This window comes from Lyticum sinuosum, from assembly GCF_034471385.1.
GTDB lineage: Bacteria > Pseudomonadota > Alphaproteobacteria > Rickettsiales > Midichloriaceae > Lyticum > Lyticum sinuosum.
Genome location: NZ_JARGYU010000002.1, coordinates 67,787 through 85,747 on the forward strand (window position 1 = coordinate 67,787; position 17,961 = coordinate 85,747).

The 17,961-nt window shown below is 24.2% G+C and carries 8 protein-coding genes; 3 read left to right on the forward strand and 5 right to left on the reverse strand.

Features of this window, described 5'->3' with window-relative positions; translation table 11 throughout:
• Positions 1-31: 31 nt before the first annotated feature.
• Entirely contained in the window at positions 32-1,540 is a 1,509-nt protein-coding gene (gene cysS, locus Lyticum_RS02185) for a cysteine--tRNA ligase (RefSeq protein ID WP_322498700.1), read from the reverse strand.
• A 264-nt stretch (positions 1,541-1,804) separates the two neighbouring features.
• On the opposite strand from cysS, the gene Lyticum_RS02190 reads away from it, so the two are divergent.
• Complete coding sequence (locus Lyticum_RS02190; RefSeq protein WP_322498701.1) at positions 1,805-3,367, forward strand: FAD-dependent monooxygenase; 1,563 nt, start codon at positions 1,805-1,807, stop codon at positions 3,365-3,367.
• A gap of 94 nt (positions 3,368-3,461) precedes the next feature.
• Here the strand turns inward: Lyticum_RS02190 and dnaN are convergent, their stop codons facing one another.
• The gene (gene dnaN / locus Lyticum_RS02195; RefSeq protein WP_322498702.1) at positions 3,462-4,598 is read right to left on the reverse strand and encodes a DNA polymerase III subunit beta; all 1,137 of its coding nucleotides are present in this window, start codon (positions 4,596-4,598) and stop codon (positions 3,462-3,464) included.
• Positions 4,599-4,901: 303 nt separating this feature from the next.
• Between dnaN and gyrB the strand changes: the two genes are divergently transcribed.
• Together gyrB and uvrA are read left to right on the forward strand one after the other, a co-directional pair.
• A complete protein-coding gene (gene gyrB / locus Lyticum_RS02200) occupies positions 4,902-7,385 on the forward strand; it encodes a DNA topoisomerase (ATP-hydrolyzing) subunit B (protein ID WP_322498703.1) in 2,484 nt (827 codons plus the stop codon).
• Between the two features lie 258 nt (positions 7,386-7,643).
• Positions 7,644-10,706, forward strand: coding sequence for an excinuclease ABC subunit UvrA (gene uvrA, locus Lyticum_RS02205; RefSeq protein WP_322498704.1), 3,063 nt, complete (start codon positions 7,644-7,646; stop codon positions 10,704-10,706).
• A 641-nt stretch (positions 10,707-11,347) separates the two neighbouring features.
• Here the strand turns inward: uvrA and Lyticum_RS02210 are convergent.
• The 3 genes from Lyticum_RS02210 to Lyticum_RS02220 form a co-directional block, all read right to left on the reverse strand.
• Positions 11,348-12,313 carry a ribonucleotide-diphosphate reductase subunit beta gene (locus tag Lyticum_RS02210; RefSeq protein WP_322498705.1) on the reverse strand — a complete coding sequence of 322 codons (966 nt, stop codon included), beginning with the start codon at positions 12,311-12,313 and terminating at the stop codon, positions 11,348-11,350.
• 632 nt (positions 12,314-12,945) lie between these two features.
• Positions 12,946-14,514, reverse strand: coding sequence for a TolC family protein (locus tag Lyticum_RS02215; RefSeq protein WP_322498706.1), 1,569 nt, complete (start codon positions 14,512-14,514; stop codon positions 12,946-12,948).
• An 86-nt stretch (positions 14,515-14,600) separates the two neighbouring features.
• The gene (locus Lyticum_RS02220; RefSeq protein WP_322498707.1) at positions 14,601-17,762 is read right to left on the reverse strand and encodes an efflux RND transporter permease subunit; all 3,162 of its coding nucleotides are present in this window, start codon (positions 17,760-17,762) and stop codon (positions 14,601-14,603) included.
• Positions 17,763-17,961 lie beyond the last annotated feature (199 nt).

A 17,961-nucleotide genomic window follows, 5' to 3' on the forward strand; every position in this document is an offset into this window, starting at 1 on the left:
TACGTATATCTTTTGCATCATGATAATGAATTTAAATTTTAGGAATGATTTTATAACTATTTTCCATATCACATATATCATAACCTAAATTTTTAATCTCTTCGCGGAGCAAATCAGCTGTTTTCCAATCTTTATTTAATTTTGCATCCCAACGCTTACTTGCTAACTCTTCTATGTTATCTAATATTAATTTATTACTAGAATTTAAAGCCTTATTTTGATGTATTTTATACATATTATTTTCATCAAATCCAAGTAAAAATAATCCTATTTTGTATTCATTTGTGAGTTTTATATAAGATTTAAAATAATCAGAATCTGAAGAAAAAATGTTATTTGATATATTATCAATAATAATCTCTATTATATTAACAATTTCTTCAGATAATTTAATCATATGAGATAAAGCCAAAGATGTATTTAAATCATCAAATAATGCATCTATAATATTATTTTTTATAATAAAATTATCAATATTATTATTAAAATTACAGTTTATTCTATATAAAGCTTGATTTGTATCATTAATTTTAATTAAAACTTTAGATAATTTATAAAGATTTTTTTGTGCACTTTTAATTGCAGAATTAGTATAATTAATTGGTTTACGATAATGTTTTGTTAAGTAAAAATAACGAAGCTCAAGGCTATTTGTTATACTAGAATTTGATACTAAATCAGATATTGTATAACAATTTCTTAAACTTTTACTCATTTTTTCTCCATTAACTAAAACAAATCCATTATGAAGCCAAAATTTTACAAATTCGTCACCATAAGCACAAATACTTTGTGCTGATTCATTTTCATGATGAGGAAATAATAAATCTCCTCCACCACCATGAATATCTATACAACTATTAAAAATACTTCTAATCATAGCAGAACATTCAATATGCCATCCTGGTCTTCCCATTCCCCATGGGCTAGAAAATCCACAAAACTCATCAGATGGCTTCCATAAAATAAAATCTGCAGGGTTTTTCTTGTATGGAGCAATCTCAACTCTAGATCCCATAATTATATCTTCTTGATTTTGTTTCGATAATTCTCCATAATTTTTATAAGCATCAACAGAAAATATTACATGTCCTTCCGCAATGTAAGCAACTTTATTATAAAGCAGTATTTCTATCAATGATATCATATTTTCTATATTATCTGTTGCTTTAGGTTCATATTTTGGCAATAAACATCCAACACTTTCAATATCTTTTCTATAAATATTTGTCATATCTTTAGTAATTTCAGATATAGGTTTATTAGATCTTTTAGATTCAATAATGATCTTATCATCTACATCAGTTATATTACGTGCGTAAAATACACATTCTTTTCCGTAAATATATATTAAAACTCTATATAAAATATCGAATGAAACAGCTGATCTAATATTACCGATATGCGGTGGATTATAAACAGTTGGGCCACATACATACATCTTTATATTATTTTCATCATATGGTTTAAAAATTTCTTTTTTTCCTGTTTTTGAATTAGTTAAATAAAGTTGATTTGATAAATTTTTTAATTGATTCATATAATATTTTTATTTTTTAATATTATTATATTGATAATCCTTTAATATTTGTAATTAAGGAATTAAAAATTTTCTCTTATTATCTTTCATAATATAAAATAATTTTATAAATATAAATTAGAATGATAAAAATAAAAAATATATTAATACTTAATGAGTTATATTTATAATTTATATAATTTGTAATATACAATCATAATAGATTGATTTTTATTTAGTAAATTAATACTAAAATTAATAGTATAACAAAATACTTATATTTTTATGAAAAAAATAAAAAAAATAATTACAAAAAATAAATATACTGACAATAATTCTATTGAAACTGATATAATTATTATAGGAAGTGGATGTACTGGTCTTGCAACAGCACTAGCTATATTAAATCCAGAAATTGATTATACAACTTTCAATAATGATTTTAATATTCAGATTTCAAAATCAAACTTAGAAAAAGCAAAAAAATATTATAATAATCATAATATAGGAAGTATTAATTTAAAAAAAAATAATCAAAAATTAAAAAGAAATAATAATAATGAGAAAATTTCTATTACTATTGTAAGTTTAGAAAATATAGAAAAATTTTGTCCTATTGATCCATTTAATACTACACAACAAGAGATATATGATGAAGGCCGTTTATTTGCAATATCATCAAAATCATGGCAGATATTATTATCTATAATATCTGAATTATTAAAACTAAATAATTTTAAACAGACACAAATAGAAGAAATACTTAGAATTAGAGTAGTAGATGATAATACAACAGCAAAAGTTGATTTTTTATCTGAATCTGAAGAAAATTTTGGAATAATGATAAATGAAATAGAATTAAAAAATTTTCTTCGAAAAAGTCTTTGGTTTTATCGTGATCAATTAAATATTATCGAAAAATCAAAAATTATATCATATCAGATAAAAAAAGATAAAATTGAAGTTAATATTAGCAATAACAATGATAAATATGATAAAAACTCTGAATTAGAGCATAATATAGAACAATTCAAAGATAAAAAATCACTCTATGATGATAATATAAATAAAAATGATAATACAAAATGTATTGCATCATTATTATTAGCATGTGATGGTAAAAATTCATCTATCAGGGAATATGCAGGAATTAGTATAAAAAAACATGATTTTAATCAAATCGCAATTGTTTTTGATATTCATCATCCAAATTGGAATCATGATGGTGTAGCAGTTCAGAAATTTAGACCAAATGGCCCACTTGCAATATTACCTAAATATGGTGGTTATCATTCAGGAATTGTATGGACTGAACCTAATAATGATTATGATGAAAAAGATTTATTATTTAATAAAGAAAATTTATTAATTTTTTTAAATAAAATACTTGATGGATATTTAGGAGATATTTCAATTTGCTCAAAAATTAGCATTTATCCTTTAGTATCAATAATAGCACAAAAAGCTTTCTCAGAAAGAATTGCATTAGTCGGAGATGCATATCATAGCATTCATCCAGTCGCAGGACAGGGATTTAATCTTGGATTAAGAGATATTATAACTATAAGTTCATTAATAAAAAATTTTTCCAATATAGGATTAGATATCGGAGATTATTTACTTTTGAAAAATTATGAAAATTCAAGATTCTTAGATATTAATTTAATAAATTATGGTACAATTTTTATTGAATCTTTATTTTCATCACAAAACACATTTTTACAAATAACACGTCGTTTTGGAATGAATATTTTAAATAAATCATCTTTTTTTAAGAATTTTCTGTCATCATATATTAATAATGGAAATATTTCTTCTTTTGTAGATTCTTTATTTAAATCTAATTAAAACTTGAAATATTACTTAAAATAACTTTTATATTCTTTTTTATATTCAAATATTTTAATTAATTATTAAAATTATTAATATTACTTAAAATTTTTTATTCACCAAATTGCATTGGCATTAATATATAAATAGCCCGATTATCATTATCGTCACAAAAAATAATAGGATTTATTGCATTAGAAATTGATATTTTTACATATTTACCAATAATAACTGAAAGGATATCAATTAAATATCTAGAATTAACAATAATTTCAATATCTTCATTAAAATTCTCAGTTGAAGAATCTATATAGTGAGATCCATAAGATTTATGACCTATTTGATTATCAACAGATAAAACTAAATTATCTTTTTTAAATAATATTCTTACTGATTTTATTTTACTCTCAGATATTGCTGTTACAAGATCAACAGCTTTTATTAATTGTGTAGCTTCTACTCTGATATTTATCTGATTTTCTTTAGAAAATATTGATTTATAATTAGGAAACTTTGATTCTATTAACTTTGATGATAAATTAAAGTCTTTTAATGAAAGATGGATTTTTTTTTCTGATATAGAAGTAATTATTATATCATTATCGCTGTAATCTCCAATAATACGATATATTTCAGAAACTGTTTTACGAGGAATTATAATACTCACATTATTGTATAGATCAAGAGGCTTATTTATTTTTGTTAAAGCCATACGATGTACATCAGTAGCTACAGCAGTAAGTTTATCATCATCTGTATGAATATGTAGACCACTCAGATAATATCTATTATCACCATAAGACATAGCATGTTTAGTGTGATATATTAGATGTTTTAAATCACTAACATTAAGTGAAAATGAAAATGCATCGTCAATTGAATTGAAATTGGGAAAAGAAGAAGATCCTAAACAAGGAAGTGAAAAACGATTTATATCAGATGTAATTAATAAATTTTTTTCTGCAATATTTATTTCCAGTGATATATTATCACAAGACATTTTACGTGATATATCATGAAGATTGTGCGCAATTGTTGTAAAACTGATTTTTTCATTTGATAAATAATCAATTGCAAAGTTAACACTTGCAATAACATCACTATCTGTAACAGTTAAAGATATAGAATTATTTTCTATATCTATTTTTACATGCTTTAAAATAGAAATATTACTTTTTTTTTCAATAATTGTAACTATTCTTGATAAAGCTTTTGCTAATTCTTTTCTAGAAACTATTATGATAGACATTTCATTATATTACAATAAATTATTGAAACAATCTGCTTATTTTTGAGTTAATTCTGTACAAATATTATTATAATATCTGATTCTATAAAATATCTGATTCTATAAAATAATAGAATAAATATAAAAATAACATATATAAATAATTTATATACGAAATAATTCTATTAAACTAAATGTATTTTATAAATTTCTATAAAAAATTAATTTTATAAAATTTTATCTCAAAAAACGGATTTCTTGATTTTAAACAAACTACATGATATCCTGATGATCAGATTCTATCAACGGTTTTTTGTTTTTAAAGTGAAAAAAAGTAGTAACCATTCCTCATATACTTCTCAATCAATTCAAGTTTTAAGGGGTCTGGATCCAGTAAAAAAAAGACCTGGTATGTATATAGGAGATGTAGGATCTGAAATTGGTCTTTATAACACACTCAGGGAAGTTATTGATAATTCTGTTGATGAATCAATGGCTGGATATTGTGATAAAATTGATATTATAATAAATAAAGATGAGTCTATTACTATTAGTGATAATGGTCGTGGTATTCCAGTAGATATACATGCAGAAGAAGGAATATCTGCAGCAGAATTAATAATGACAAAACTTCATGCGGGTGGGAAGTTCGATAATAACTCTTATAAGATATCTGGTGGATTACATGGAGTAGGTGTATCAGTTGTAAATGCATTATCAGCATGGATGGAAGTCAAAATATATAGAGATGGAAATGAACACTTTATGAGGTTTGAAAATGGAGATACAGTTCAACCATTAACTATAATAGGACAAACAAAAAAAAGAGGAACCACTATAACTTATGCTCCTTCTCCTCAAGTATTTGCTTTTACTTCCTTTGACTTTGAGATAATTGAGCAAAAAATAAGAGAAACAGCATTTTTAAATTCAAATATTAAATTTAGTATCTCTGATAAGAGATTACAACCAAATTTAATCTTAAATCTTTGTTATGAAGGTGGTATTAAAGATTTCGCAGAATATTTAGATAGAAGTAAAAAATTACTTCACAAAACTATCTATTCACGTCTAGAAAGCGAGGGAATAATTGTTGAAGTTGCTATGCAATGGAATGATAGTTATAGTGAGAATATACAATGCTTTACTAATAATATTAAACAAAGTGATGGTGGTACACATCTTACTGGATTAAGAGCTGCATTAACTAGATCTATAACAAATTATATATCTGAGATATTTAAAAAAAATAATAAACTTATAATACAACCAGAAGATATTCGTGAGGGTTTTACAGCCGTATTAAGTGTGAAAGTACCTGATCCAAAATTTTCTTCCCAAACTAAAGATAAACTTGTAAGCGGTGAAATTCGTCCAATAGTTGAAAATATATGTACACTATCACTTAATAAATGGTTAGAAGAGAATCCTAATGAGGCTAGAATAATAGCTAATAGAATAATAGACGCATCTATAGCTAGAGATGCTGCTAAAAAAGCACGTGATATAAGTCGTAAAAAAAGTAATATTTTATCAAATTTAGTTGGTAAATTAGCAAGTAATCGTTCAAAAGACCCATCTAAATCTGAATTATTTATTGTAGAGGGTGATTCAGCAGGTGGAACTGCTAAACAAGCCAGAGATAGAGAATTTCAGGCAATATTTCCTTTGCGAGGTAAAATATTAAATGTTGAAAGAGCAAGAATAGATAAAATATATGGCTTTACAGAAATCGTTAGTCTTGTAAATGCATTAGAGACAGGAATTGGAAAAGATGAATTTGATATCAATAAACTAAGATATCATAAAATAATATTAATGACTGATGCTGATGTTGATGGATCACATATATTAACATTGCTAATGACTTTTTTTTTCAGATATATGCCTGATATCATATCAAAAGGATATCTTTATATAGCAGAGCCTCCTTTATATAAAATCAGAATAGGGCAAAAAGATACATACTTACGTAATAATAAAGAAATGAATGATTATTTTATCAATTCACTTATCAAGAATATAAATATTTATTTTACTAAGAATATAAAAAATGATGACTGTAATGTCTATCCTACTATTTTGCAATCTCCTATAAATTTTAATGAACAAAAACAGAATTTACAGGAATTTTTTAACCTTTTAATATGGTTTAATGATTTTATTAGCTCTCAAAACTTTATCAATAACCATAAAATTTCACAAGCATTATGGATTGCTCCTATTTTGGAATATATTTTTGAAAATTCTAAAAAATCTGAGTTAAAAGATTATATAGATTGGGCAAATCAAGTTATAGAACTATTAAATAAAGAAGAAAAATTGAATAATACTTCAATAATTTGGTCTTTTGACTATGATAATCTTTATAATTTTATTTTTCAGTATAAATATAAAGAAGCTATCTTTAAACAAGAAATTAATCTACGTAATCTTATAATTAAAATAGATCAACGTACATTAAATACTTTAAGTAAAATTAAAGTTATTTTTTCTTGTGAAATTGTTGAGCTTCAAATAGAAGATCTTACTTTTAAAAGTTTTTTCCCATTATCAGTTATAGATTATATGTTTGATTATGCTAAAAAAGGATTGCATATACAAAGATTTAAAGGATTAGGAGAAATGAATCCAGATCAACTATGGGAAACTACAATGAATATTCAAACTAGAAATATAAAGCGTCTTACTATAAAAGATGCAATAGAAGCAAGTAACGTTTTTGATATGTTAATGGGAGAGTCAGTTCTGCCAAGGAGACAATTTATAGAAGAAAATGCTCGTAAAATAGAGTATTTAGATACTTGAACTATACACTTAAAGTATATATTATTAGTAAGTATTCTAAAATATTTAGAAAAAAATTTAGAAAAAAATAATATAATAATATTATTATATTATGTATACATAATATATATTGTAAAAAGTATAATAAACTAATAATTTTAGCAAAAAATTTTTTATAAAAAAATATTAATCAAATCATAAGTATATAAAATTGTAGAAATTATAGTATTACTTATAATTTATAATAAAATTTTTTATTTATAATAATAATATCATCAAATGAGCATTGAAATCAGTAATAAAACTCATATTATTATATCTGGTGCAGCAGAAAATAATCTTAAAAACATTTCTATTGCTATTCCTAAAAATAAACTTGTTGTTATTACTGGATTGAGTGGATCTGGTAAATCATCTCTAGCATTTAATACAATATGTGAGGAAGGAAGAAGATTATATATAGAGAGTCTTAATAGTTATGCAAAACAATTCGAAAATAATACTAAACCAAATGTTGAATCAATAAAGGGACTTTCACCAACTATTGCAATAGATCAAAAAACTACTTCTCGTAATCCAAGATCTACAGTTGCAACTTCAACAGAAATTTATGATTATTTACGTATTTTATTTGTTAGAATAGGAATTCCATATTCTCCATTAACTAAACAAGAAATTCATAAACAAACACCTGATGAGATTTTTAATCAAATTATAAGTCTTCCTGAAGGAACAAAAATATTAATCTTATCACCTATAATTGTTGGACAGAAAGGAGAACATCGTAAAGAACTAATTTCTTTACGTAGACAAGGATATAAAATGATTAGAATTGATGGTATTGATTACTCTTTTTCTGATTTACCAGTTTTAGATAAAAATAAAAAACATACACTTGAATTAATTTTAGGTAAAATTTCTATATCTAAAGATAATAATCTTCTAAAATCTTTAGTTAGAAATGCTTTAGTACTTAGTAATGGTATATTAACAATTGAAATTGTATTTTTAGCTAATAAAAATTTATTAATTAAGAATAATATAGAAAATTTTTTAGACAAAAAAGAAATTAAAATTATAGAATCTTTGGTAAATGAAGAAATAAATACAGAAATAAATGTAAAAACAAAAGAAAATTCAGAGAATAATTATTATTTTTCTAAAGTTAATAAATTCAAAAAAAATATTGAGGAATTTCTTAAAATTGGAGATAAATTTTCATTTTCTGAAAAATTTGCATGTCCTGTATCTGGTTTTTCTTTGACAGAAATAGAACCAAGAATTTTTTCTTTTAATAGTCCATATGGAGCATGTTTAAAATGCGATGGTATAGGTAATGAAATGTTTTTTTCTGTTAACTTAATAATCCCAGATAGAACACTAAGTTTAAAGGCTGGAGCTATTGCACCATGGAAATCTCAGCCAGGTAGTAAATCACGTCTTGGAAAAAAACAGCATCATTATGATGGTATTATAGACGCATTAACAAAACATTATAATATTAATCCAAATACTCCATTCTGTGATATTCCTGAAGATATTCAGAATAAAATTATTTATGGAGATGAAAGTTTAGAAATACCATTTTTTGAAGAAGATGGAATAAGAAGAATAGTTGTAAAAAAGAAATTTAATGGAATAATTAATTATTTGCAAGATAAAATTGAAAATGTAGAGAATAATAATTCTGTTGAAGATTTACAACAATATCAATCAATTCGAGATTGCAGTTCTTGTAAAGGATATAGAATTAGAGAAAGTTCTTTATCAATAAAAATTGATAATAAGCATATAGGAGAAGTATGTAGAATGAGTATAGATAATTGTATATTATGGTTTAAAGATCTTCCTAAAAAATTAAATTGGTCACAAAATCAAATTGCTGATAGAATTATAAAAGAAATCTTGAAGAAACTATCTTTATTATCAGAGATAGGTTTAGGATATTTAAGTCTTGATAGAAAATCAAGTACACTTTCTGGTGGAGAAAGTCAGAGAATTAGAATAGCTACTCAAATAGGATCAGGGCTTAGTAGTATAATATATGTTTTAGATGAACCTTCTATAGGACTTCATCAATCTGATAATGATAATTTACTCAGAACATTAAAAGAATTACGTGATCAAGGAAATACTGTAATAGTTGTTGAACATGATGAAGATACAATGCTCAATGCAGATTATATTATTGATATTGGTCCAGAAGCTGGTGATGGAGGAGGAAAAGTTGTAGCTGCAGGAACACCTCAAGAAATTATGGAGCATTCTGATAGTATTACTGCAAAATATTTAAGAAAGGAAATATTTATCCAAATTCCCGAAAAAAGAAGAAATATAGATTTACAGAGTAATTGTATTAAAGTTACTGGAGCATCTGAGCATAATTTAAAAAATATAGATGTGGTAATTCCACTCAATGCATTAGTTGTTGTCAGTGGAGTTTCAGGTAGTGGAAAATCTACATTTATTATAGATACTCTGTATCCTGGATTACAAAAAAAAATACAAAATTCTCAAAATTTAGAAATAGGTAAATATAAAAGTATATCAGGATTTGACAACATTGATAAAATAATTGAAGTTGATCAATCTCCTATAGGTAGAACTCCACGTTCTAATCCTGCAACTTATATCAATGTATTTACATTAATTAGAGAATTATATGCATCACTTCCTGAAGCTAAAATGATGGGATATAATTCGAGTCGCTTTTCATTTAATGTAAAGGGGGGTAGATGCGAATCATGTGAAGGAGATGGAACTCTTAAAATAGATATGTATTTTATGCCAGAGATCTATATTCCATGCGAGCATTGTAATGGGAAACGTTATAACTCTGATACTCTTAAAATTCTTTATATGGGAAAATCAATTTCAGATGTATTAGATATGACAATAGATAATGCTATTGATTTCTTTGAAAATGTTTCATTTATTAAAGAAAAATTAATTACAATTCATGATGTAGGTCTTGGGTATATAAAACTTGGTCAATCAGCAACAACTTTATCAGGAGGTGAAGCTCAAAGAATTAAATTAGCAAAGGAACTAACACGTAAATCTATAGGACATACTTTATATATTTTTGATGAACCAACAACTGGATTACATAGTGAAGATATTAGAAAATTAATGAAAGTTATTAATTACTTAATAGATTCTAATAATAGTGTAATAATTATAGAACATAATATGGATGTAATAAAAATAGCTGATTATATTCTAGATTTCGGACCATATGGTGGTGATTATGGTGGAGAAATCATTGCATCAGGTCCACCACATGATATTGTTATGTGTGAAAAATCACTTACTGGTAAATACTTAAAAAAATATTTATAATAAATTTATAATAAAAAGCTTCATTATAATTCTGACCCTAGCTTCAAAGAAATTTGCTAATGAAGGAGAGGAAGTGTTTAAATACAAATCTTTATATAAAAAACAGAATTATATATAAAAAATAGAATTGTACTGGATATTAAAATATATTTTTATATATTTATAATAATTTACAATAATTTATAAAAACATAAGATAAATACAAATCTTTATATAAAAAATAGAACTTTATATAAAAAACAGAACTTTATATAAAAAAACAGAATTGTACTGATATTAAAATATATTTTTATATATTTATAATAATTTACAATGATTTATAAAAACATAAAATAAATACAAATCTTTATATAAAAAACAGAATTATATATAAAAAATAGAATTGTACTGGATATTAAAATATATTTTTATATATTTATAATAATTTATAATGATTTATAATGATTTATAAAAACATAAAATAAATACAAATCTTTATATAAAAAACAGAATTATATTGGATATTAAAATATATTTTTATATATTTATAATGATTTATAATAATTTATAAAAACATAAAATAAATACAAATCTTTATATAAAAAATAGAACTTTATATAAAAAAACAGAATTATATATAAAAAATAGAATTATATTGGATATTAAAACACACTCTCCCAATCTCCTTGTGTTGATGCTTTACTATATTCTGTAACTCTAGCTTCAAAGAAATTTGCTAATGAAGGAGCATTTAAAATTTCATCCATCCATGGAAGTGGGTTTTGTTTTATTTCATATATTAATGGTGCATTCAGATCACTTAATCTTTTATTTGCTATAAATCTAATATAATTTTTTATATCATCTGATGTCATACCTTTTATATCTCCATCACTGATCCCAAAAGCTAAATCAATAAATGCATCTTCTAATTCAATAACTTTCTGACATATTTCAACTAATTCTGAATTTAATGTATTAATATTGATATTAGATCTATTTTCTGCAACATATGTATGAAATAGTTTTATAATTGAATTTGTATGTAATGTTTCATCTCTAACAGACCATGCTACTATTTGTCCCATACCTTTCATTTTTCCAAATCTCTGAAAATTAAGCAACATCGCAAATGAAGCAAAAAGCTGTAAACCCTCAGCAAATGCTCCATAAGCTGCCATTGTTTTAGCTATTTCATAAGGATTATTGATATTAAAATTAGACATATAATCATGCTTATCTTTCATAGCTTTATACTTCAGAAATGCTTGATATTCTACTTCAGGCATTCCTATTGTATCAAGAAGTCTAGAATATGCATCTATATGAATAGTTTCAAAATTAGCAAAAGCTGTTAACATCATTCTGACTTCTGGGGCTCTAAATAATGTAAGATAATTATCTAAATAACAAGAACTAACATCTATATCAGCTTGTGTAAAAAACCTAAATATTTGAGTAAGCAGATTCTTTTCTTTATCATTTAGATTATGATGCCAATCTTTAACATCATCACCCATTGGAACTTCATCGGCTAACCAATGGAGTGATTGTTGTATTTTCCATGCTTCAAATGCCCATGGATATTCAAATGGTTTATAAGATGTTCTATTTGTTGTTAAACCCATACTTAAAAAAGCATAAAATAATATTAAAGATTATAAAATATTTGAATTTTATAAAATTGATATAGTATTGATATAGTTCATAACAATCTAATATTATTTAGATGAAATGTCTATATATTAAAAAATATAATTAATAAAATATGTGTTAATATTGTTATTATATAAATTTATTACATGTGAGAAGTTATTTATTACTAAAATATTGAAAAAAATACATAAAAATTAAAGTTTATAATAAAATCATAGTAAGAATAATATAGAATAGAAATTCTGTTGATATTGTTATTATATAAATTTATTACATGTGAGAAGTTATTTATTACTAAAATATTGAAAAAAATACATAAAAATTAAAGTTTACAATAAAATCATAGTAAAAATAATACAGAATTTATATAAAAATATAATTAATAAAATATGTGTTAATATTGTTTATATTGTTTATATTTTGCAATAATTATAAATCTATCTCTAAAAAAAATTATAATCCTTATTTAATATCTACCTAATATAATTATACTTTGTTTTATAGATAAAAAACATTTTTTTAAAATAATTTAACTATATAATTATTATTTTTATTTATTTATTTTATTAAAAATTTTAACTATATAATTATTATTTTTATTTATTTATTGTGTTTTTATACCAATTGATTTTATTACTAAAATTAATGAATAATTCAAATCATTATATGCAGATTCTGCTTTAGATAATGCAGATATTGTTGTCTGTAATTCTTTTAAATAGTCTTGCAAAGGTATTGAGCCAGTATTATATCGTATTTCTTGTAATTTTGCATTTTCTAACTGTAATTCATAATAATTTTTAGCATTTAGAAATGATTTTTTTGCATTATTATACATATTTAAAGAATTTGATAATTCAGCAAAAGCAATTATTACTGTTTTTTGATATTGTACTAATTTTTTTTCTTTTTCTAATTTACTTAATTGTAAAATATCAATATTTTTCCCAAAATTAAAAATATTTCCTACTAATGATGATGCAATTCCCCATTGTCTATGCATATTATTAAATATTTCTGAAAATTTATCATTTGTTAATCCAATAGTTGTAGAAATATTAATATCAGGAAAAAATTCAGCTCTTGCTTTTAATATATCCGCATGCGCAGAAATCAAATCATATTCAGCTGCTTTAATATCTGGTCTTTGTTCTAATAAATTAGTTGGTATTTCATTTGGTAAATCAAATATAATCCACTTTTTCTTATTATTTAATATTAAATGAGATATATCATCTAATGTAATATCTTTATTATAGTTTATTTCTATTACTAATGTTTTTGGAGATAAACTAAGTAATGTAAGTAATTTATTCCTAGTATTACATAGTTGATTATTAGCATTTTGCAATCTTATTTCAGCTTCTGAAATCAGTTTTTCAGATGTATTAAGATAAGAAATATCAATTTTTCCAATATTAACAGATTTTTCAACAAGATCTTTGAGTTTTTCTTGAATTATCAAATTATAAAGTTGATATTGTAAAATATTTTGATCTCTATATAAATCAAAATAACTATTTATAATTGATGTTATCACTGTTAATTTTACTGTTTCTTTAACTTCAGCAGTTTGCATCATTTTTGCTTGTTTTGATTTACTAACTGCATTTAGTTTTCCCCACACATCTAGCTGATAATTCAATGAAAAATCAATTGAACTATTATTTAATATTTCGTCATAAGCTTTATTTGTACCACGGGATAAAATAGCATCAACATTTAATGAAGGAAGTAGAGATTTTTCCTGGATTTTTGCTATTAATTTAGCTTGATCTAAATTATATTTAGCATTTAATAAATCATAATTATTTTCTAAACTGTAATTTATTAAATAATTTAAATTTTTATCATAAAAATACTTCCACCAAGAATTATCTAAATATAATGTATGATTTATTTTGTGATTATTATAATCATTTTCATTATTATAAGAATTATTATTTTTAAACTGATAATTTGTATTTGAATATATTATTTGAAAGATATTATTATTTAATGAATTTACAATTGATTTATCGGATAAATTATTATTCTTAATAGAAGTATTATTTTCTGGTAAATCAAAAGAAGGTCTTTTATAATTTAAATCTCTATTACATCCACTAGATATTATAATTAAAGATGATAATAATGAGATTTTTAATAGTTTTATTTTTTTATTAAAATTCATATTTACGATTTATGTGATATATTTATATGGTACATGAATATTAGAATATTTATTAGAATATTATTTAATTATATTTTGTATTTTTTTTAATTATCTTCAATTTTTTTAGGATTTGTAAAATTAAATTTAGTGAGATCTATAATAGTTTTAAAGAATAATGGTACAAAGAAAGGAGCTATTAAAGTTGAAAAAAGCATTCCTCCCACTACTCCAGTTCCAATAGCATGACGACTTGCTGAACTACAACCTGTACTGAAAACTAAAGGTAAACATCCTAAGATAAAAGCCAATGATGTCATAATAATTGGTCTAAATCTTAATTCTGCAGCTTTTATAGCTGCATCATATGTACTAAGACCGGATTTAACTTCTGTTATAGCAAATTCAACTATAAGTATTGCATTTTTCGCAGATAATCCTATCAATGTAACAATTCCTACTTGAAAATATATATCATTGTTTAATCCTCTCAATTTTGTTGCAATGACAGCTCCTAGAATTGCAAATGGAACTGATATTACAACTGCTAATGGTAGTGACCACATTTCATATAGCGAAGCTAAAATTAAAAATACAGCTATTATTCCAAAAGCAAATGCTGTTGAACTATGACCAGATGCTTCTCTTTCTTGATATGCAGATCCACTCCAAGCTAAAGTATAATCATTTGATAAAATACTTGAAATGATTTCTTCTAAAGCATTTAATGCATCACCAGAACTATATCCAGGAGCAGGACTACCTATGATTTTAGCAGCAGGGAATATATTGAATCGATCTATTATATCAGGTCCTATTATATTAGTGATATTTAAAAAAGATTTTATAGGTAAGAACTTATTTTTATCCGATCTAACATATATATCGTTTATTTCTTCTGGTGTTCCCCTAGATTTAGAATCTCCTTGAATAAATACATTATAATTACGCCCAAACATTGTAAAATCGTTAACATATAAATTACCTATAATACCTTGCAATGCATCATAAATACTTTTTATATTAACACCCATTAATTTTGCCTTTTCTCTATTTACACTAATATAATATTGTGGAGAATTAATACTAAGAGTTGTTTGTAATCCAGTTAGTGCTGGATGTTTTTTCGCAGCTTCAATAACTTCTTGTGTTTTTTGTTGTAAATTAATAGCAAAATTTTTAGATTCTCCTCTATATTGTAAATATGCTTCAAATCCTCCAGTTGTACTCATTCCTATAATTGGTGGAGGATTAAATGACATAATTAGTGAGTCCTGATATTTAGTCATTCCTAATCCCATTAATTTCCTTGATAAAAAACGAGAATCATCAGTATACTTTTTTCTCATAGACCAATCTTTTAACGTAATAAAAACGCATCCTGAGCTATTTTTTAAAGCAGAGCTTAAAACATCATATCCACTGAGAGCAACAGTATGTTCTATTGCATATTCATTTGATATATCATTAATAAAGTTTTTAACAATACCATCAGTTTTTAAAAAACTTGTACCTGGCATAGTAAAAATAGATGATATTATATATCCTTGATCTTCATCAGGAACAAGACTTTTAGGAAGACTTTTAAATAAAAAGACAGTTAGAATAATACAAGAAAATGTTATACTCCAAGATAATTTAGGATGATTTAAAAAGAATTTTACTCCTTTTAAGTATTGTTTTGTACTTTTATCAAAAATATCATTAAATTTATGAAAAAAGTTTATTTTTTCACTTTTATTTTTTTCACTTTCATGATTATTTTCAAAAATTTTTACACAGAGAACAGGTGTAAGAGTTAATGCCACAATTCCAGATAATACTATCGAAATAACGATTGTTATTGCAAATTGTTTATATATTATTCCAGTCATTCCACCTATAAAACTTACTGGTATAAACACAGCTGATAAAGCAAGCACTATAGCTATAATAGGACCAGTAACTTCTGACATAGCTTTATAAGTTGCTTTATATGGTGATAATTTCTCAGTTGTCATGATTCTTTCGACATTCTCTATTACAACAATTGCATCATCAACAACAATTCCTATAGCAAGTATTAAACCAAATAATGTAAATAGATTTATACTAAAATTAAATAAATACATAAAAGAAAATGTTCCTATCAGAGATACAGGAATTGCTATTAATGGAATTATTGAAGCTCTAATACTTTGAAGAAATAAATATATTACTACCATAACTAAAATAATTGCCTCAATAAAAGTATGAGAAACTTCACGCATTGAAGCTTTTACAAATTTTGTTGTATCAAAAGGAATTGTACATTCTATACCTTCAGGAAATGTTTTTGAAAGACGATCTAATTCTTGTCTTACTAAATCAGCAGTTTCTATTGCATTAGCTCCAGATCTTAAAAATACACTAATAGCAGCTGATGGTTTTTTATCATAAGTTGAAGAGAAATTATAATTTTGAGTTCCAAGTTCAATTTTTGCTACATCTTTCAATCTTAAAATAGAACCGTTTTTCTTATTAGTTTTCAAAATTATATCTTCAAACTCTTTTACTGTACTAAATCTACTATTTGTTATAGCATTATAAGTAATTTCATATGCATAATCACTAGGTTGATCACCAAATTTTCCTATTGCATATTGAGAATTCTGTTCACGAATAGCAGATATAATTTCACTAACTGTCAGTTCATTAGATTTTAATTTATCTGGTTTTATCCAAATTCTCATTACATAACTTGCTTGCCCAATAAACAAAGAAGCATCACCAACTCCCTCAATTCTCTTCAAAGTATCTATAATATTAACAGAAGCATAATTACTAACAAAAAGTTGATCATATAATGAATTTGTTGATGATACAGTAACAACCTGTAATATCACACTGGATTTTCTTGTTACAACTATTCCTTGTTTTTTTACTTCCTCTGGAAGCTGTGCCATCACAGATTGAACTCTATTATTAACATCTATTTCAGCTTGAGAAGGATTAGTATTTACATCAAATGTAGCTGTAATTGTCAGATTACCACTGCTAGTACTTGAAGATTTCATATATATCATATTCTCAACTCCATTGATCTTTTGTTCAAGTGGCGCAGCAACAGTAGTTGCAATAACATCAGGACTAGCTGATGGATAATTTGCACTAACAATAATATCTGTTGGTAATATCTGAGGGTATTGTTCAACTGCTGATATTTTCATAGCAACTAATCCTATCATAGTTATAATGATAGATATTACTGAAGCTAATATTGGTCTCTTTAAAAAAAAATGTGAAATCATTTAACGTCTTAAATACAACTATTTATTTAATTTGTTATATTTAACAATAACATGCATATCGTTATTTTTAAAGTTGATTATAAACAATTCATTTAACTCAATTGATATAATCTCACTAACAAAATAATAATTGTTTTTGCAATGCAAACTAAAATTTTGTAAAATAAATATTAGTATTAATCTATACTAAATTAAAAAA

Excerpts from the sequence above, each read along its gene's own strand:
- Lyticum_RS02215 (WP_322498706.1), bottom strand. The coding sequence starts at position 14,514 with ATGAATTTTAATAAAAAAATAAAACTATTAAAAATCTCATTATTATCA.
- Lyticum_RS02210 (WP_322498705.1), bottom strand. The coding sequence starts at position 12,313 with ATGGGTTTAACAACAAATAGAACATCTTATAAACCATTTGAATATCCA.
- dnaN (WP_322498702.1), bottom strand. The coding sequence starts at position 4,598 with ATGTCTATCATAATAGTTTCTAGAAAAGAATTAGCAAAAGCTTTATCA.
- cysS (WP_322498700.1), bottom strand. The coding sequence starts at position 1,540 with ATGAATCAATTAAAAAATTTATCAAATCAACTTTATTTAACTAATTCA.
- Lyticum_RS02220 (WP_322498707.1), bottom strand. The coding sequence starts at position 17,762 with ATGATTTCACATTTTTTTTTAAAGAGACCAATATTAGCTTCAGTAATA.
- Lyticum_RS02190 (WP_322498701.1), top strand. The coding sequence starts at position 1,805 with ATGAAAAAAATAAAAAAAATAATTACAAAAAATAAATATACTGACAAT.
- uvrA (WP_322498704.1), top strand. The coding sequence starts at position 7,644 with ATGAGCATTGAAATCAGTAATAAAACTCATATTATTATATCTGGTGCA.